At 63.0% G+C, this 19056-nt stretch carries 16 protein-coding genes, 1 other RNA gene and 1 pseudogene; 11 read left to right on the top strand and 7 right to left on the bottom strand.

The window, feature by feature from the left end:
- Positions 1–13: 13 nt before the first annotated feature.
- Positions 14–1372: a glycolate oxidase subunit GlcF gene (gene glcF, locus BLW50_RS00705; protein WP_090696187.1), complete on the bottom strand. Its 1359-nt coding sequence runs from the start codon at positions 1370–1372 to the stop codon at positions 14–16.
- 192 nt (positions 1373–1564) lie between these two features.
- On the opposite strand from glcF, the gene BLW50_RS00700 reads away from it, so the two are divergent.
- The 11 genes and pseudogenes from BLW50_RS00700 (at position 1565) to BLW50_RS00650 (ending at position 10578) form a co-directional block, all read left to right on the top strand.
- The gene (locus tag BLW50_RS00700) at positions 1565–2500 is read left to right on the top strand and encodes a helix-turn-helix domain-containing protein (protein ID WP_170849911.1); all 936 of its coding nucleotides are present in this window, start codon (positions 1565–1567) and stop codon (positions 2498–2500) included.
- A gap of 96 nt (positions 2501–2596) precedes the next feature.
- Positions 2597–4012 carry an FAD-binding oxidoreductase gene (locus tag BLW50_RS00695; protein ID WP_090696185.1) on the top strand — a complete coding sequence of 472 codons (1416 nt, stop codon included), beginning with the start codon at positions 2597–2599 and terminating at the stop codon, positions 4010–4012.
- A gap of 96 nt (positions 4013–4108) precedes the next feature.
- The gene (locus BLW50_RS00690) at positions 4109–5095 is read left to right on the top strand and encodes a Bug family tripartite tricarboxylate transporter substrate binding protein (protein WP_090696184.1); all 987 of its coding nucleotides are present in this window, start codon (positions 4109–4111) and stop codon (positions 5093–5095) included.
- Positions 5096–5114: 19 nt separating this feature from the next.
- Positions 5115–6770 (top strand): ATP-binding protein, encoded by a 1656-nt coding sequence (locus tag BLW50_RS00685; RefSeq protein ID WP_170849910.1) that lies wholly within the window; start codon positions 5115–5117, stop codon positions 6768–6770.
- Positions 6767–7381 carry a response regulator transcription factor gene (locus tag BLW50_RS00680; RefSeq protein ID WP_090696182.1) on the top strand — a complete coding sequence of 205 codons (615 nt, stop codon included), beginning with the start codon at positions 6767–6769 and terminating at the stop codon, positions 7379–7381. The genes BLW50_RS00685 and BLW50_RS00680 overlap by 4 nt, the downstream gene beginning before the upstream one ends.
- A gap of 346 nt (positions 7382–7727) precedes the next feature.
- Complete coding sequence (locus BLW50_RS00675; RefSeq protein WP_090696181.1) at positions 7728–8045, top strand: hypothetical protein; 318 nt, start codon at positions 7728–7730, stop codon at positions 8043–8045.
- Positions 8046–8091: 46 nt separating this feature from the next.
- Positions 8092–8694 (top strand): annotated as a pseudogene (locus BLW50_RS00670) (TerC family protein); the annotation flags it as partial.
- Between the two features lie 293 nt (positions 8695–8987).
- Positions 8988–9342, top strand: a transfer-messenger RNA (tmRNA) gene (ssrA, locus tag BLW50_RS00665).
- A gap of 53 nt (positions 9343–9395) precedes the next feature.
- Positions 9396–9998, top strand: a complete 603-nt coding sequence (locus BLW50_RS00660) for an SspB family protein (protein WP_090696180.1) — start codon at positions 9396–9398, stop codon at positions 9996–9998.
- 111 nt (positions 9999–10109) lie between these two features.
- Positions 10110–10307: a DUF4169 family protein gene (locus BLW50_RS00655; protein WP_090696179.1), complete on the top strand. Its 198-nt coding sequence runs from the start codon at positions 10110–10112 to the stop codon at positions 10305–10307.
- Positions 10300–10578, top strand: a complete 279-nt coding sequence (locus BLW50_RS00650; RefSeq protein WP_090696178.1) for a ribbon-helix-helix domain-containing protein — start codon at positions 10300–10302, stop codon at positions 10576–10578. Before BLW50_RS00655 ends, BLW50_RS00650 begins: the two co-directional genes overlap by 8 nt.
- Here the strand turns inward: BLW50_RS00650 and BLW50_RS00645 are convergent.
- From BLW50_RS00645 to BLW50_RS00620, 6 genes are all read right to left on the bottom strand, one after another.
- Positions 10572–14240, bottom strand: coding sequence for an AsmA family protein (locus BLW50_RS00645; RefSeq protein WP_139267404.1), 3669 nt, complete (start codon positions 14238–14240; stop codon positions 10572–10574). The genes BLW50_RS00650 and BLW50_RS00645 overlap by 7 nt on opposite strands.
- Before the next feature lie 296 nt (positions 14241–14536).
- The gene (locus tag BLW50_RS00640; protein ID WP_170849909.1) at positions 14537–15487 is read right to left on the bottom strand and encodes a sulfurtransferase; all 951 of its coding nucleotides are present in this window, start codon (positions 15485–15487) and stop codon (positions 14537–14539) included.
- Between the two features lie 216 nt (positions 15488–15703).
- On the bottom strand, positions 15704–16408 hold the full coding sequence (locus BLW50_RS00635; RefSeq protein ID WP_090696175.1) for an ABC transporter ATP-binding protein: 705 nt from the start codon (positions 16406–16408) through the stop codon (positions 15704–15706).
- The gene (locus BLW50_RS00630) at positions 16405–17163 is read right to left on the bottom strand and encodes an ABC transporter ATP-binding protein (RefSeq protein WP_090696174.1); all 759 of its coding nucleotides are present in this window, start codon (positions 17161–17163) and stop codon (positions 16405–16407) included. The genes BLW50_RS00635 and BLW50_RS00630 overlap by 4 nt, the downstream gene beginning before the upstream one ends.
- Positions 17160–18170, bottom strand: a complete 1011-nt coding sequence (locus BLW50_RS00625) for a branched-chain amino acid ABC transporter permease (protein ID WP_090696173.1) — start codon at positions 18168–18170, stop codon at positions 17160–17162. Before BLW50_RS00625 ends, BLW50_RS00630 begins: the two co-directional genes overlap by 4 nt.
- Positions 18167–19036 (bottom strand): branched-chain amino acid ABC transporter permease, encoded by an 870-nt coding sequence (locus BLW50_RS00620; RefSeq protein WP_210186009.1) that lies wholly within the window; start codon positions 19034–19036, stop codon positions 18167–18169. Before BLW50_RS00620 ends, BLW50_RS00625 begins: the two co-directional genes overlap by 4 nt.
- Between the last annotated feature and the right edge of the window lie 20 nt (positions 19037–19056).

The following is a 19056-nucleotide window of genomic DNA, read 5'->3' as shown; positions in this document are numbered from 1 at the left end:
CTCCTCTATCCCGCTACCAGAAACCGTCCGTCTCTGGAGATGCTGACGTCTTGGTTGTTACGGAGGCTGGCGGTGGCGCCCGCAGGACGCGGCCCAGCAAAGCCGCTGGCTTTGGCCCGCCGGTCGCCCAATCGAGCAGTTCCACCGTGTGGACGACGGGCAGCGGCAGATAGCGGCCGATCTGCGTCATGCAGCCGATATTGCCCGTCGCCAGAATGTCGGGATCGGCGCTGGCGATATGGCCGGCCTTGCGCTGGCCCAACCGCTCGGCCATCGCCGGATGCAACAGATTGTAGGTGCCAGCCGAGCCGCAGCAGAAATGCTTTTCGGCGATGTCCTGCACGCGGTAGCCCGCCGCCTGCAATAGATCGCGCGGCGGCCGGATCACCTTCTGCACATGCTGCATGGAACAGGGATCGTGATAGGCGACTTTGTAGGCGCGGGGCTCGACCGGTGCTTGCAGTCCCAACCGGGCGAGAAACTCGGTGACGTCGCAGGCCAAGGCCGCGATCGCGCGCGCCGGCGCCGCCATGTCGGGATCGCGCGCCAGCAGATGGGCGTAGTCCTTCACCGTCGTGCCGCAGCCCGAGGCGTTGACGATGATCGCATCGAGACCGCCCTGCGCGATCTCCCGCTGCCAGGCCAGAACATTGGCGCGCGCCGATGCCTTGGCGTCCCCCTCGCGTCCCATATGCAAGGTGAGAGAGCCACAGCAGCCAGCGCCCGCCGTAATCACCACCTCGCAGCCGTGGCGCTGCAACAGGCGAATGGTGGCGGCATTGATATGGCTGTTCAGCACCTGCTGCGCGCAGCCGGCCAACAGCGCGACGCGGTGGCGACGCACGCCTTCAGCCTTGAAAATCTGCGGCGCGAGAATCTCCGTCGACGTCTCCACGGGCACCATGTCGAGAAGCGGCCGCAACAGGGCGGGCATCATGCCGCGCAAATGCGTGCCCCAGCGGCCCAGCGCCAGCGCCCATCGAAAACGCCGCGGATAGGGCAAAATGCGGGCGAGCGCGCTACGCAAAAGCCGCTCACCGACAGGACGCCGATAGTTCTCCTCGATATGGACGCGGGCCCGGTCGATCAGATGCACATAGTCGACCTTCGCCGCGCAGGTGGTCATGCAGGAGAGGCAAGACAGGCAATTGTCGAGATGGCCGACGGTTTCGGGCTTCGGCGCGCCGCCCAGTTCCAGCATTTCGCGGATCAGGTCGATGCGGCCGCGAGGCGCCTCGTTCTCGTCGCGGGTCAGCACATAGGTGGGACAGGCATTGGTGCAAAACCCATAGTGGACACAGGTTTCGAGAATACCGTTCGCCTCCGCGATCTCCGGCCTCTGCAATTGCTCAGGGGTGAAATTTGTCCGCATTCTATGCCACTGGCGACGCCGTTTGATTAACGCGCCAGCCTCGCAAAAATGGGCCCGCCAGGCTTGGACGAGCGCGCAGCCGATTTGACCACCAGCGCAACCCGGATTTTACGCCCCGGATGAAATTGCAGAATGGATATTTCCGTTTTGAAACTTGGTGTAAGCTGCTGTTCCGGCTCCGGAGAGATGGCTGTGAACAGCACGACATGGGCAAGCGAGACGATGCGAACGGTGGACCGCCTCGCCTATTGGCGGGAAATCGTCTGCCGGACCATTCTCAACGTCTCGCCGGAAAGCGAAGCGCCGCCACACTTTCAAGCCAGGATCGCCGCGCGCAACTATGGCGCCTTCAAGGTGGCGCAATTCCACTCGCAACGGCACCGCATCCTGCGCCGGCCCCAGCATATCCGGCGCGAGGACGAGCCGACCTATCTGGTGAGCCTGCAAGTGGAGGGGCAAAGCCTCATCGCCCAGGACGAGACGCGCTTCACTCTCGACCCTGGCGAAATCGCCATCATGGACAGCCGCCGGCCGTTCGAGATGCGGTTCGAAGCGCCGGTCCAACGGCTCATCGCCATTGTGCCCAGCAGCGTGCTGGAACCGCGTATTCCCTGGCTCAAGCGATCGCGCACGTTGAAGATCGATGCGCGCGCGCCCTATCTGGATATGACAAGGCAACATATCCGCCAATTGGTCGGTAGCGACACCTTACCCAGCATCGAAGCCAATCTGCTCGTCGAAAATCTCTATAACCTGCTGGCGCTTTCGACCCGGGCCGAAGAGACCGGCCGGCCCGACCAGGACGTGCAATTGGAGAACATCCTCGCCTTCTGTCGCAGCAACCTATTCGACCCACGGCTTTCCCCCGCCTTCGTCGCGCGCGGTTTCGGCATTTCGCTCCGCACGCTGCATATGCGTTTCGAAAAGACCGGCCAGAGCTTTGGCGACTGGATCGTCGAACGGCGCCTCGAAACCTGCCGCGAGGCGCTGAGCGATCCGCGCCAGGGCAACCAGAACATTTCCCAGATCGCCTATCGCGCCGGCTTCAACGACCTTTCGCATTTCTGCCGGCTGTTCAAACGCCGCTTTGGCGTGAGCGCCAGCGCCTGGCGCAACCGCCCGAATTAAGCCATTTGGCCAAATCAGCCGCCTGGCCAAAGCGGATTGTTCCGCCGCGCCAACCCCTCTAAGGTCGCTCTTCGACACCGACATCAGGAAGCGCTCTTGAACACGCACCAGACCATCGCCACCACGCGTCCGCCCCAGGCTTCCATCGACGCCGTGCGCGACGCCCTGTCGAAAAAATTCGGCAATCGCTATTCGGCCAATGAGACCGTGCGCCAGCAGCATGGCCATACCCTCACGTGGACGCCAAACCAGGCGCCTGACGCGGTGGTCTTCGCGCAGTCGACCGAGGAAGTGGTCGAGATCGTCAAGCTCTGCGCCCTCCATCGCGTGCCCGTCATTCCCTTCGGCACCGGCACGTCGCTGGAAGGCCATGTCAACGCGCCCTACGGCGGCATCTGCATTGATCTGTCGCAGATGAAGCGCGTCGTCGCCGTTCACGCGGAAGACCTCAACGTCGTCGTCGAGCCGGGCATCACCCGCAAGGAACTGAACGAATATCTGCGCGACACCGGCCTGTTCTTCCCCATCGATCCCGGCGCCGATGCCTCTATCGGCGGCATGGTGTCGACGCGTGCGTCTGGCACCAATGCGGTGCGCTACGGCACGATGAAGGACAATGTGCTCTCCCTCACCGTGGTCATGCCCGACGGCGAGATCGTCAAGACGGCGAGCCGCGCCAAGAAATCCTCGGCCGGCTATGATCTGACCCGCCTCTTCATCGGCGCCGAAGGCACGCTTGGTGTCATCACCGAGATCACTCTGCGTCTTTACGGCATTCCCGAAGCGATTTCGGCTGGCGTCTGCACTTTCCCGTCCGTGCGCGCCTGCTGCGACGCCACCATTGCCACCATCCAGAGCGGCCTGCCGGTGGCGCGTATCGAATTGCTGGACGCACTCATGGTGCACGCCGTCAACCTGCATTCCAAGCTCGGCCTGCCGGAAGAGCCGCTGCTGCTGCTGGAGTTTCACGGCACCGACGCGAGCGTGAAGGAACAAGCGGAACGCTTCGGTGAAATCGCCCAGGAATTCGGCGGCGGCGATTTCGCCTGGGCCACCAAACCCGAAGATCGTACCAAGCTCTGGCAAGCGCGCCACGATGCCTATTGGGCCGGCTTCACCCTGCGCCCCGGCGCCAAGACGCTGGCCAGCGACGTCTGCGTGCCAATCTCGCGCCTGGCCGATTGTGTCGAGGAAACCTATCGCGACCTCGCCGAGTCGAAACTCGTGGCGCCGATCCTCGGCCATGTCGGCGACGGCAATTTCCACGTCAACCTGCTGGTCGACATGGACGACAAGGACGAGGTCACCCGCACCGAGCAATTCCTTGAGCGCCTCGTGCTGCGTGGCATCGCCATGGAAGGCACCTGCACCGGCGAGCACGGCGTTGGCCAGGCGAAGATGAAATATCTCCTCAAGGAGCATTCGCCCGCGACGCTCGAATTGATGCGGACGCTGAAACGCTCCATCGATCCACTCAACATCATGAATCCCGGCAAAGTGGTCAGCGTCTGATCGCTTAAAGTCACGCGCGGCTGGCTGACGGAGGGTCGGTCGGCCGCGCGTCCTGCTTCAAGACAACTGGCTTCAACACATCAGGGAGGAAACGACATGGCGGTTCACAGGACGATGCAGGCGGCACTCTGCGGTGGCCTCATCCTGTTCGGGTTCGGAACGAGCGCCACCATGGCGCAAGCCACCTATCCGGATCGTCCCGTGCGCTTCGTTGTTTCCTTCGCGCCAGGCGGCCCGGCCGATGTCGGCGCGCGCATCATCGGCCAGGCGCTGCAGGAGCATTGGGGCAAGGCGGTGGTGATCGAAAACCGCGGCGGGGCCGGCGGCAATATCGCCACCGTCGCCGTCGCCCGCGGCGAAGCCGACGGCTATACGGTGCTGGCCTCGACCAGCTCCTTCTCGGTCAATTTGAGCTATTATCCCAACCCTGGCTATGCCGCCTCGGACTTCAAAGTGGCGGCCCTGGTCGCCACCACGCCCAACATCGTCGTCGGCGCGCCAGATCTGCCCGCCGCCACCCTGGCCGATGTGCTGACGCTGGCGAAGACCCAGCCCCTCGCCTATGCAGGGCCTGGCCCGGGCACGACGCCGCATCTGTCCGCCGAGCGCATTTTCCGCCTCATCGGCAAGGTCGATATCCGCCACGTGCCCTTTACCGGCGCCGGACCGGCGATGAACGCGGTCACGGCCGGCCATGTGCAATTGGGCGTCGTCGCCATGACGCCGGCCATTGAACTGGTGAAGGCCGGCAAGCTGAAGGGCTATGCCATCACCGCCGCCAAGCGCACGCCGGAACTGCCCGATGTGCCCACCATGGCGGAAACCGGTATCGGCGACGTGGAAGATTCCACCTGGATCGCCCTGTTTGTGCCAGCCAAGACGCCCGATGCCATCGTCGCCAAGATCAACGCGGATGCCAATGCGGCGCTGAAAAGCGGCAACACCGCTCAATTGATCAACCGCGCCGGCATGAGCCCGCTGGGCGGCAGCCTGGCCGAAATCAATGCCTATGTTTCCAGCGAGACGAAAAAGTGGGAAGAAGTGGTGCGCGCCACCGGCGCCAAGGCCGAAGACGGCAAATAGCACGGGTTTCCCCGAACCGATGACGAAGATAAGTTTTCCGAGCCTGCCAAAGTGGTCAGAGATTGCCGTTCTGACCCTGGCCTTCGTGGCGCTCGAATGGATCAGTGAGATCCACGAGCATAAAGGCTTGCATGTCACAGCCTGGAGCCCCGGCATTGGGCTCCTGTTCGGCATCATGTTCCGCAATGTGACGGCGGGCAGCATCGCCATGCTGGCCAGCATCATGTTGTCTGAATCGATTTTCATCGATCGCGCCCCCGGCTGGCCGATGATCGGCGTCGTCGCCGTCGGCACCACGCTCTGCTATGCAGCGGCCACCATTGCGGCGAAGCGCTATTTCGATTTCGATCCCTCCCTCGCCCGCATCGGCGATATCAGCGTTCTGCTCGGCTGCGGCCTTTTGGCCTCCGCCTTGACCTCGATCGTCGTCACCGTCGCCTTCATTCTGTCCGATGATATCAATCTTGCCGACATTCCCTTCGTCACCACGCCCTTGCTAATCGGCGAACTCATCGGCGTCGGCGTGGTGACGCCACTGGTCTTGCGCTGGCCCAAGATCAGGGCCGGCCTGTTTGAACAAAAGCCGCGCCTGTCGAACCTCAGCGCCCCGATCATCGCCATCGCCACCGGAGTGCTCATTGGCTTAGTGCTGCAAACCTTTCCGACCGTCGGCACGTCGTATTTCTATCTCTTGTTCCTGCCCGTGATCACCGTAGCGCTGATCTACGGCATCGACGGCGCGTGCATGACGCTCGCCTGCGTTCAAGTCGCCTTTGTCGCCGACGCCATCATGTCCAACAGCAGCTCCGACGAGCGCCTGTTCACCGTCTATCAAAGCGGCATGATCGTGCTGACCGCGACCGCGCTTCTGATCGGCTCCATCGTCACTGAGCGCGACGCCGCCGCGCGCGCTGCCGCCGATGCGGCCGAACGATTGAAGGAAGCCGAACGCGGCGCTGCCCGTGCCGACCGTTTCCATCTCGTCTCGGGCATGACGTCGACCCTGGCGCACGAGATCAGCCAACCGCTCACGGCAGCGCGCGCCCTGGCGCGAACCGCCGCCGTGCGCAGCGAACAGGAAAGCACCATTGACCTCTCCCGCTTGCAGGACAATCTGCGCGGTGTCGTGCAAAGTATCGACACGGCCGGCGAAATCCTGCGCCGCATGCGCGAATTCCTGAAGCGCGGCGAGCCGGAAAAGAGCCGGGCTGATATGCGCGAGATCATCGCCGATGCGCTGGCCCTGCTGCGCCCGCTTGTCGCCCAGCAAGGTGTCGTCATCGAACCGCCACGCTTCTCTGGCCCGATGCAGTTGCAGTGCGATCGCATCCAAATCCAGCAGATCGTCATGAATCTGGTCGCCAATTCGATCGACGCCATTTCCTCGACCGGCAGGACCGATGGTCGCATCCGCATTGCCGCTACCACCACCAGCAACCCCGCCCGCATCGAGGTACTTGTTCAGGATAACGGATCAGGTATTGATCCTTCCGCCTCCGAGCGGCTGTTCGAACCGCTGTTTACGTCCCGCGCCGACGGCCTGGGACTGGGGTTGGCGGTCTGCGCCAATATTGCGCAGGCGCATGCGGGCCGAATATGGCTAGAACGTAGTGAGCCCGGCGACACCGAATTTCGGTTCTGGTTGCCGGCTGATCAATCGGGAGATGACACGTGAGTGGAGCCAGAATCGCCATCGTTGACGACCAGGCCGAGGTGCGCCGGGCCCTGGGCGAACTGCTTGGCGTCTACGGCTATGTCACTGAATTGTTCGAGACTGCCGACGCCTTGCTTGACGCCGCGACCGGCGAAAAATTTGCCTGCATCGTCAGCGATGTGCGCATGCCAGGCATGGACGGCGTCGAACTGGTGCGCCGTCTCGCCGATCGCAAACCCGCGATCCCAGTGATTCTCATCTCCGGCCATGCCGACATTCCCATGGCCATCGCCGCGATCCGCTCCGGCGCCGAAGACTTCATCGAGAAGCCAATCGACGACATCAAGCTCGTTGCGGCCATTAATCGCGGCCTCGCTCGCGCGGCGCAGATCAACGCCGCCGAAAAGAATTCGCGCGAAAGCGAAACCCGCTTCGACAATCTGACGACGCGCGAACGCGAAGTGTTCGATCTCGTGGTCGAAGGCCATACCAGCCCGGTGATCGCCAAAACGCTCGGCATTTCATCGCGCACGGTGGAGAGCTATCGCGCTCAAATCATGGACAAACTGCAGATCGACAACGTCGCGTCGCTGGTTCGCCTGGCCATTCGCCTCGGTCGCATCGCGCCGTAGGGCAAAGAGCAAATTGCGTTTCGACAGAAACGCAATTTTGCCTAGGGAACGTTGTTTGACGCATCATTGTTTGACGCGTCTTTGTGGCGTTTGACTAAGTCAAACTGCAAAACGCCATGATCCGTATATTTGCAGAGCCCGTATATTTACAGCGTATGATTACCCACGAGGATCGCCGTTATCGTAACGGGTAATCTCACGGCGCAATCATTGCGAATACAAAAACACGGGTCACCCTCCTAGACTCCTCCTCAAGCAACTGTCGACGCGCCAGGAACGCCGCTTTCATGAAAGCGGCGAACTGAAACGTGTGGCCAGTTTTTGCTTGCCTTCGAGGGAGGCGACCATGGCTCTATTGCATTCGCAAAGCTTAGGAAAATCGATCGGGCATCAGGACGATCCGCATCTGGTGACAGCGGCCCTTTGGGCGATCGCCATCACGGCCGGGATCGGCCTTGTCGCGGCCATCACAGTGCCGCCGACAGTGTTCCTGCCGGCGCTCAGCCTCGGCACCATCGTGCTCGCAGCGCTTGCTGGTCTCTATGCCTGGACGCGGCAGCCCGAACATCGGCTTCCAGCTTTGATCTTCGCAGCCACGCTCATCTTCGTCGGCCTCGCCGCCAGCATGCTCGGAGATCCCGATCATGTCGCGCATTGGTTTTAGCAACAGGCGCGTGAGATAGCGCCAGCAGTTGATGCAGGTACAGTTGATGTTAGAGGAACTCTTCGCACCAGGCGTCCTTACGGCGCTTTTCCAGGTCATCATGATCGATCTGGTGCTGGCCGGCGATAATGCCGTCGTCATCGGCCTGGCCGCTGCCGGACTGCCGAAAGAACAACGTGGCAAAGTGATCGTCATCGGCATCGTCGCCGCGACGGTGCTGCGCATCGTTCTCGCTTTGATGACCACGCAACTCCTACAGATCGTCGGCCTCCTGCTGGCAGGCGGCATCCTGCTGCTGTGGGTGAGCTGGAAAATGTGGCGCGAATTGCGCGCCGGACATAGCCAGGAAGACGAAGGTGCTCACGCGACCGATAGCGGAGCGCCACGCAAAACCTTCCGCGCGGCCGTGTGGCAAATCATCGTCGCCGACCTCTCCATGTCGCTCGACAACGTGCTGGCCGTCGGCGGGGCGGCGCGCGAGCATCCGTGGGTGCTGGTGTTCGGTTTGGCTCTGTCGATCGCCCTGATGGGTCTCGCTGCGACCTGGATCGCCAGCCTGCTGCAGCGTCATCGCTGGATCGGCTACGCCGGCCTCGCCATCATCGTCTATGTGGCGTTCGAAATGGTGTGGCGCGGCTGGAACGAAATCACGCCCCTGGCCACCCGCTTCGTCAGTCCCGATGTCGCGGCCATGGTGCCCTTTATCGTGGGGGGTGTTTTGGGCCTGATTGCCATAATCGCCTTCGCCAGTTCCTACCGCCGGCGACATTCCGCCGGCTAGAGCAAATCGCGTCTCGACAGAAACGCGATCTGCCTGGAACCTCTTTTTGGACGCATCTTCATGGCGCTCGGCGATTTCGCCGAGCTGTGAGACGCCATAAACCTCCAAAAATGTGGACAGAACCACAGCCGGCTGCCCCGCAGCCGGCTGTTTTCTTTCGTGCTCTTCCCATTCGGCGGCCGGACGCCTATATTCAATCCGTCTCCGCAAGGAGACTATGGTGATAAACGGACATCGTAATAAGCCATCCGGACCCGGGGGCGGTACCCGGCGCCTCCACCCAAAACCATCCGCGCGGTGGTTTTCGGCGGGGGCGAAATAGGTTCGACGGGGGTGTAAAAGGTGCTCTTTTGCCCGGCATGATACCGCCGTTATCGGGTCAAACTTATAGTTGCCAATGACAACTATGCTCCGGTGGCCGTCGCCGCGTAATGCGGTGCCGATACTGGTACCAAGCCCTGTAGGGTAGCACTTACAGGCGGGGCTCGGAGGCGCCTGGCAACAGAAGCCTCCACTTTCATTTCCATGGGCCGGTGCATCCGGTGACCGTCCGGTGCAAAGGTTTTTGAATGACAGGCCCCGTTATCCGCTACGATCTTCTGGTTCAGGACGCGCTGCGGGGCGTCGTGCGCAAGGTGCTCGCCGACGCGGCGCGCGAAGGCACGCCGGGTGAACATCATTTCTTCGTCAGCTTCCGCACCAATGCACCAGGCGTGCAGCTGTCGCAGCGGATGAAGGCGAAATATCCCGAAGAGATCACCATCGTCCTGCAGCACCAGTTCTGGGACCTCACCGTCAACGAGACGCGTTTCGAGGTGAACCTGTCGTTCAACAATATTCCCGAGCGGCTCATCGTGCCCTTCGACGCCGTCAGCGGCTTCGAGGATCCGACCGGCCCCTTCGGCGTGAAATTCGAGCCGCGCGTCCCCACCACCGAGGCAGCCGCGCCCGCACCGACGCTTGCCGCCGTGCCCCTCGCCGCTGTACCCGACGCCACGGAAGCCGCCGAGCCGGCACCGGCCAAGGCCAAAACAGCCGCTAAAAAAGACAAGACCGAGAAGGCGGAAAAGCCCGCCGCACGCAAGGTCGAGCCTGAATCTGCGCCGGAGCCGATCGAGGACAACCAGCAAGGCAAGGTTGTCTCCATCGACGCTTTCCGCAAGAAGACCTGAAGCACATTACGTTTCGACAGAAACGCAATTTTGCCTCGGATATTTGCTTTGACGCATCTTTGGGCGTTTGACTGAAGCAAACTGCAAAAGGCGATAAGCCGAGAGGCGACCATGGGCGATATCATCAATCTGCGACGGGCCCGCAAGGCAAAGCAGCGAGATGACGAAACCCGTGCGGCCGAAGCGGCGCGTCTGGCCTCAGGACGCACCAAGGTCGAAAAACTCCAGACCAAGGCGCTGCGTGCGCTCGATGACAAACGCATCGATGGCCATCGCCGCGAAACCAGCGACAGACGCGCCGATGACTGACAGCCCGGACCATGACGCGCCTCTCGACGCGCCTTTCGCCCCCGTCACCAAACATTCGCTGGTGATCGCGGGCCATCGCACCTCGATCTCGCTCGAAGCGCCGTTCTGGGAAGCGCTGAAAGAACTGGCGCGCGAACGCAACCTATCGCTCGCGGCCCTAGTCGGGGAAATCGACGACAAACGTGGCGAAGCCAATCTATCCTCGGCGCTGCGCGTTTTCGTCCTGCGCCAGACGCAGGCGAAACTGCAGACGGCGCCGCTCCCTCAATAGATTCCAGACGGCGAAGGGTCTCGCGGCGGCGCGACGGCGGGTGGGTGCGGTTGTGGCCGCGGCACGACTTCGATCGGCGGGCGCGCAACCGGTGCTGAACGGATGACGTCCTGGACGCGGCGCTCCATCTCGGCCCTGGCGCGCGCGGCCTCCTGCGCTTGCCTTTCTGCTTGCCGTTCCGCCTCTCTAGCCTTGGCCGCTTTTTCCTCGGCGAGGCGCGCCTGTTCCAGCTTCCAAGCGGCGATCTCGGCCTCGCGGCGCTTCAGGAATTCCTGCGCCCGCAGTCGCCGGTTGAACATCGCCCGTTCGCGAATATCGGCCTCCAGAGCCGCCGCACGCGCCGCCTCCCGCTCGATGGCGCGGCCCGAAAGCCCATTCGCCAGGGGCGCTATTTCCAGGGTCCGCTCGACCCTGCCGTCCATCTCGCGCCGCACGAGCCGCGCGCGCGGCGCATCGCCCGACCAGTCTTTCGGCGGCTTCATCGAGGCGAGATCAAGCGTCGCCTCGGCGCCGAAAGTGCGGAGGTCGAAACTGGCGCCGATCTGCCCGCGCGGTCCCGCCGGCGTCGCAAACACTGGCGATTGCAGTCGCAAAACCCCACCCGCTATGGTCGCATCCAACGACACCTTGTCGAGCGCCAGAGGACCGGCGGCCAGCGCCTTCTGCATCTGCGCTTCCACCTTGGTCGGCTCAACGGCGAGCTGTTCGCGTTCAATCGCCGCGATCGTCTGATCGAGAGCGGCGGAATCAGCATTGGCGATGCGCAGCGCCGAAACATTGACGGCGCCATGGCCGCCCAATCCGCCGATCAGCGTTGCTTCACTGGTGCCTGAACCGGCGAATTCGAACGTGCCGTCCGCCTGCCCTTCCATGTCGAAATGGCCGGCGAGCGGCGTGGCGATCGCAAGCTTGCCCGAGAGCGAGCCCTGATCGCGGTCGCGGCGCAGATTGAGCGAACCCGACACCGTGGCCGGGCCGGTTTTCAGCCGCAGGTCGTCGAAGGCGAGCGCGCCCGCATCGAGGCCAAGACGGAACTGCGCCGGCCCCGGCGCGAGCCCCCCGCCGGGCTCGAACTGGCCGGCTTTGACAACAAGGCTCGCCTTCGGCGCATCGATCGGCGCTGGCGCGAATTTGAGATCGGCCCAGCGCTGACCGGCGCGCGGCGGCTGTGCGGGGCCGAAGACGAGACTGGCGAGCGACGCCAAGGACAGTCGATCGACATCGAGCGCGCCGGTGAGCTGCGCATTGCCGGCAGCCCGTTCCAGACGCCCCGAAACCGCCGACCCACCAATCTTGCCCGTGGCATCGGCGAGAACGAAACCGCCGTCGCTGATCCGCAACATGCCGCTGCCATCGGCCGGCACGCTGGCGGTTGGATCCGGCAAGGCCAGCGCGAGGATCTGCAACAGCGGCGCCAGATTGCCGCTTGCAAGCCGCACGCGACCATCGCCCTCGAATGTACCGGCGCGCGGCGTCGCGGTGCCATCGAAGGCAAGCGTGGTGCCGGCAAGAGAAGCATCGACCTTGGTGCCATAGCTACCGTCGCTGCGGCCATTGGCCTGCACCTGCACACGCCCGGCGCCAAAGCGCGACAGAGCCACGGTCTCAAACCCCATCTGCCGCAACAGCATATGCGCGTCGGCATTGTCGAAATTGAACTGCGCCGCGACGGCGCGGCCGTTGCTGCCGGGGCTGACCGTGCCAGAGATATTTGTGCCGCGTGCCGTGCCGTCCAGTTTCAAACTGGCGATGGCAGCCGGCGCGACATCCGTGCCTTCCGCATTCAGCGTGAGACGGGCGGGCGACAAAGCCACCGCGCGGCTGGCGAAAGCCTCAGCCAAAGGACCTGGTGCAACCCGGCGCACCAGCGCCGCCAGTTCAACCAGACGATCGGCATCGAGCCGCGCTTCAAGACGCGCCGCGCCCGGTCGGCTCTCGCCACGCGCCGACAGATTGGCGCCACCGAGATTGTCGATCGTCACATCGTCGAGCTTCAGCACGTCGCCTATGCGCGACAGCCTGATGCGGATACGTCCGGAATCGACCATGCCGGAGCCAAAGCGCGCGATACGCACGGCACGCGCATCGAGCGACAGATCAAGATCGAGCCCTGTGGCCGATCGCAACGGTGTGCCGATGTCGGGAAGCCCTTCGAGATCGAGCGCCTGCGAAGAGAGATTGGCGACGAGCTTGCCACGCGTGTTGCCAACTGGCTGGGTGAAGGCAACCGAGCCCGTCAGCGTCGATCGATCGGCGGCGATCTTGATGTCCTGCACAGCGATGGCCGCCGGCGATATCTCGACCGCGCCACGGACATCGAGTGCGCGCGGGGCGATAGCATCGAGCTTCATGGCGAAATCAGGCCAGCCGCGCCCGAGCCATTGGCCAAAGCGCAGGGGATCGCGCAGGTTCAACGCGCCCTCCCCGGTGAAGCGCGCGGCGGCGCCGGTTTGCAAAACGCCCGAGGCCTTCACCTCGGCGCGGCCCGGCAAACCGGCCTCAAGCCCAAGATCAACGCTGGTGCGCCCGGCCGGTCGCTCCAGCCGCAGATGCGCATCGGTCACGGTCTCCCCGCCGACGATCAACACCGGCACCGAGCCATCGAAATTGAAGGCCATGCCTGGCAACACGGCCGAGCCCTGGGCGGAGAGAGCGCCGATCATGTCGCGCAGCAACGCCATGCCGGCGGCGGGATCACGCTTTTCGTTGGCGAAGAGATCGAGGTCGGCTTGCGCCGCGGTCAGCTTGGCGAAGACCTGGACCGTATCGCCGAGCGTCAGCGAAGCCGCGCCATTGGCCGCAATGGCGCGCCCTTCCGCGCCCAGGCGAATGTCCGCTGGCTCCAGCCGCAACGCGCCATCTTCCAGCCGCACGGGACCGTTGACGCGCCAGGACACCGCTTCGCCCGTGGGCGAGACCGTGCCCGCCAGGGTCAACGCGCCTTCGAAGCCTGGAACCTGCCCGCGCCCCTTGCCGGCCGACAGCGTCACCAGGCCATCGAGTTCGGCCCGCACCGGCGGCTCCGCCTGCTCAACGATGAGCTTGGCGCGCAGGCCGCTCGCGTCCTTAACGCTCGTGCCGAAACGGAAGGGCAGAACCCGACCGAAAGCACGGACCCAGCCCTGGCCTTTATACGGGCCTTCCAGAGCCGGACTATCGGTATCGAGGGTCAGCTGATCGAAGGTGAGCGCCGGGGCGCCAGGACGGGTCACGACGACCGTACCGTCGCTGATCGAGAGGCGCTCAAACGACACATCCGCCGAGGCACTGACCGAAAGCGGCGGCAGGATCACGCCGCCGCTGCCATCCCCCGCCAAGGTAATGCGTGGTTGGGCGATGCGCATTTCGACGAAACGGAAAGCCCCGTGCAGCAGCGGCGCGACAGCCATTTCCATGCTGACATCGGCGGCCGTGGCGATGACCTCCCCGCCCTGGGCTGGACGCACGGAGACTTGCGCCAGGTGCATCCGAGGGATCGGCAACAGTTTGACGTCGAGGTCGCCGCCGATCGACACCGTCAGACCGGTCGCCTCGCCGAGCAGCGCCTCGATCTGCTCACGCTGGGCATTCCAGTCGACGAACCACGGCCCCACCAGCAGCGCCGTCAGCACCGCCAGCAGCAGCATCGCCACGATGGTCAGGATTTCTCGAAAAAACGCCAAATCGCCAGATCGCCCTGTCGGTTGCGGTTACAGCTCGTCGTACATCCCCGACTTATAACGCATTTCTGGCTTTATAGCGTTTTGCAGTTTGACGAAGTCAAACGCCACAAAGACGCGTCAAAAATTAGCATCCTAAGCAAAATCGCACTCCTATCGAAACGCGATGTGCTCCAGGGAGACGTCTCTTGCGATGCTGCGGGCAAGCGTGGTCGGAAGGCCTCGGCGAAAAACGCCATGGGCCAAAACCGCCAACCGCGCATCGCGGCAAGCGGTGACAAGGCGCGCCTTCGAGAGGCTCAGTCCAGTTTGAATTTCCGCTCGACCGGCAGCTCGGGATGCTGCGACCACTCCGCCATCGAGCCGTCGTACAGCTTGACGTTCTTATTGCCGAGGATTTCCGACGACACGAACCAGCCCAGCGAAGCCCAATGGCCGGTGTTGCAGAAGGTGATCTGCTCACCCTGCACCGGCACGCCGGCTTGCTTGTAGAGCGCCTCCAGCTGGCTCTTGGAGCGGAACGATCCGCCATTGTTCTTCGTCAGCCAGCTTTCCTGCAGGCTTTTCGCACCGGGGATCGTGCCGGCGCGCTTCACCACCGGGCTCGTTGTGATGCCCAGATAGAAATCGTTCGGCCGGTTATCGATCAGCGGCACGCCGGCATCCATGGCCTTTTTCACATCGTTGCGGTCAACCACCATTTCCTTGCGGAAATGCGGGATGAACGTGGTTGGCGGCAGTTCCGCGCCGCCTGACGCGAGCGGGTTGATCGGCTGTTTGGTCTTCTCGTCGACAGCCGCGATCCACGCTTGATAGCCACCATCGAGGATCGAAACATTGTCATGGCCGAGAACCTTGAAGGTCCAATAGACCCGCGTCGCCGCGCCCATATCCACCGCGGCGCGCCCCATCGGCACGATCACCACATGCGAGGAATTGCTGATGCCCAGAGAGCCGATCAGCTTCGCCACTTTCTCGGGCGGCGGCAGCATGCCCTCGACACCATCGATCTTCTCGCGCCAGCCGTCCTTGGCGTAATCGGTGAAGATCGCGCCGGGGATGTGTTCCTTGAGATAGCCCTGTTTGGTCAGGCCACCACCGCTGCGCAGATCGAGAAAGACAACGTCGGGCTTGCCAATGTTGGCTTTGGCCCATTCGACATCGACCAACGGCTGGGCCAAAGCGGGCGCGACAAAGGCGCCAAACAGCAATGCAACTGCCAGCAGCAGGTTTGATAGAATCCGAGGCATCATGGAACTCCAATGCCGGCCATAGCGTCTCGCAGACGCGTCAAATAGAAATCCTCGGCAAATCGTGTTCTATCGAAACGCGATTTGCCTCAGACGCCGGGGCGCCGCATACGGCGGACACCCTAATGTAGTGTGCGGCACCGGAATGTAGTGCGCGACATCGGCCGGTTAAAGCTTCAATTTCACGTGATCATGACGTCAATTATCGCCGTCCGCTCAAACGCCGACGCTGAGGTAGTTGTGCTGCGCCTCTTCATCAGCCTTGAGCGCGGCAGTTGTGCCGGTCCAGACCACTTTGCCGCGATCAAGCACGATGGCGTCCTGAGCAAAATCCATGGCGAGATCAATCTTTTGCTCAACCAGAAGCATGGTCATGCCACTTTCCTTGCGGATGCGGCCGAGCGCCTCAAACAGCGTCTCGACGATGATCGGCGCCAGTCCCTCCATCGGCTCGTCGAGCAGCAGCACGTCCGGCTTGCCAACCAGGGCCCGGCCGACCGCCAGCATTTGCTGTTCGCCGCCTGAAAGCTGATTGCCGGCATTGTTGCGGCGCGCGGCAAGGCTGGGAAAAAGATCGAACACCGCCTCCGGCGTCCAGCCGCCCGGAATGACCGAGACGGCGAGATTTTCCGCCACCGTGAGCGAAGGAAAAATGCGTCGTTCCTGCGGCACATAACAGAGGCCGGCATGCACCCGCTGATGGGTCGGCAGCGCGGTGATATCGCGCTTGCCAAGTTGGATCGCGCCCTGGGTGCGATTGGTCAGCCCCATCAAGGTGCAGAGCAAGGTCGTCTTGCCGACGCCGTTGCGCCCCAGCACCGCCAGTGTCGTCCCGGCTGGCGCATCAACAGACAGGCCATCAAGCACGATCGTCGGCCCGTAGCCCGCCACCAGATTTTGCGCTGAGATACCGATGCTCATACCGCGCTCCGTCCCAGATAGACCGAACGCACTTCGGCATTAGCGGAAATATTGGCGGGCACGTCCCGGGTCAACACCCGCCCCATCACCAGCACGACGATCTCTTTGGCGAATTTGAACACCAGATCCATGTCATGTTCGATGAGCAGGATCGCGATGTCGCGCGGCAAACGTTCAAGCGCATCGTGGATGACATGCGCTTCGGTGGAAGGAATGCCGGCGGCCGGTTCGTCAAGCAGCAGAATGCGCGGCTTCAGCGACAGGCCGATGGCGATCTCGAGCAGACGCTGCTCGCCATAGGGCATTTCCGACACGCGACGATCGCCCACATGACCGATGCCCATTTCCTCAAGATAGTGCTGCGCTTCAGCCAGACAGGTTCGCCACTGCGATCCGTAGCGCAGCATGCGCCAGGCATATTTCTCGCGTTCGGCGACGGCGATGGCGACATTGTCGCGCGCATTCGTCTCCATCAGCAGAGTATTGATCTGATGCGTGCGCACCAGACCGTGGCGCACCCGTGTTTCAGGCTTAGCCTGTTCGAGGTTCTGGCCATCGACGACGATCGTGCCGGCATCGTTCGACAGCATGCCGGTGAGCAGATTGACCAATGTGGTCTTGCCGGCGCCATTCGGCCCGATGAGGCCGATGCGCGCGCCGCGCGCCAGATCGAGATCGACGTGCTGGGTCACCGCCAACGCGCCGAAATTCTTGCACAGGCCGCGCACTTTGAGGATGGGATCGGCTTCGCTCACGGGCGCTGATCCTTGCGCTCGCGGCCTTTCAACTTGCCGACAATGTCATCGATGATGCCCATCAATCCGCCTTCGAAGAACAGGACGATCACGATCAGCAGCAGACCGATGACGAACATCCAGATGAACGGGCTGATGGCGCCGGCGAGATCCTGCACGAGCACATAGATCGTCGCGCCGATGAAGGCGCCATAGAGCCGCCGCTCGCCGCCCAGCACCAGCATCACCGCGACGACGCCCGATGTCAGCAGTTCCAGCGACGATAGGCCAACAATGCGTGTCGTCTGCGCCATCAGCGCGCCGGCACTGCCAGCCATGGCCGCCGACAAGGCATACATGGCGACAAGCCGCCACCACACCGGCGTGCCGATCGCCCGCATGCGCTTGGTGTTCTGGCGGATGCCATCGAGCGAACGGCCGAAAGGCGAGCGCACCACCACGAAAGCGACGATGAACCAGACGAACAACACCGAGAGCGTATATAGATAGGCCGTCTTGCCCCAGAGATCGAAACGAAACAACCCGAGCACGGGCGCGACGCGAATGCCCGACAGGCCATCGTCGCCGCCTGTCAGCCAGCGTGCGTGATTGGCCGCCTCGTAGAAGATCGCGGCGATAGCCAAGGTCAGCATCAGCAGCGTCTCGCCGCGCGTATGCAGGATCAGCATGCCAGTGATAAAGCCGATCAGCCCGGCGAAGACCGTCGCCACCAACAGACCAAGGATCGGATCGGGGTTGACGTGAATGGCGAAAACACCGGCGCAATAAGCCCCCGCGCCGAAGAAAGCCGCGTGGCCCAGCGTGATGATGCCGCCATAGCCCAGCGCCAGGTCGAGCGACACGGCGAACAGGATCCAAATCATGATATTGGTGCCGAGGCCATGATAGCCGTCGGCGATGAAATAAATGCCGATGGCGAACGCCCAGGGCAAAGCATGCCAGAGCATGCTGGGCTTGAACGTGTGCGCCGGAGCGGTGGTGGCGGGAGCTTGCGTGAGTTGGGTCATGCGACTGACTTCGGCGGCAAGAGACCGTTCGGCCGCCACAACAACAGACCGAACACCAGGAGATAGAGCAGGAAGCCGCCAAACTGCGGCACGATATAGCGGCCGGCCGTGTCGATGATGCCGATCGAAAGCGCCGCCAGCAGCGAACCGCGAAAGCTGCCCATGCCGCCAACAGCCACGACGATCAGGAAATAGACCAGATAGCGCAGCGCATAGAACGGCTCGAGTGGCAGCACGCCCGCACCGATCGCGCCGCCGAAGCCTGCCAGGGCGCAGCCGCCAACGAACGTGACGGTGAACATGCGATTGACATCCATGCCCACCGCCCGCGCCATCTGCGGATCATCCACCGCCGCGCGCAAACGTGCGCCAAACAGCGAGCGCTCGATGATCAGCCAGACGATGAAAGCCAGCACGGCGCCCACCGCGATCAGGAACAAGCGGTAGGCGGGATAGAGGCGAAAGCCGATATCGACCATCTGGTCGAGCCAGGCTGGCACGATGGCCGGCAGCGGCGTCGGCCCCACGAAGAAGGTTAGCGCGGCAATCGCCACGAAGCACAGGCCGATGGTGAGCAACACCTGCGGCAGCTCGCCCTTGCGATAGAGCGGACGGTAGACCGTCAATTCCGCGACGCCGCCGAGAAGACCTGCGGCGACAGCAGCGAGCAGCGACGCGAGGAGAAACGGGACGCCCAGTTTGAGAACCAGGACAGCGGCAATATAGCCGCCAATCATGGCGAAAGCGCCATGGGCAAGATTGACCACCCGCATCAGTCCCATCGTCACGGTCAATCCAACCGAGATGATGAAGAGCACCATCCCGTAGGACATCCCGTCCAACAGGATCGTCAAGAACTGCGTCACTGGAACTCCCCTGCTGGCAT

This window comes from Beijerinckia sp. 28-YEA-48, assembly GCF_900104955.1.
Lineage (GTDB): Bacteria > Pseudomonadota > Alphaproteobacteria > Rhizobiales > Beijerinckiaceae > Terripilifer.
This window is presented reverse-complemented; position numbering and strand designations above follow the sequence as displayed.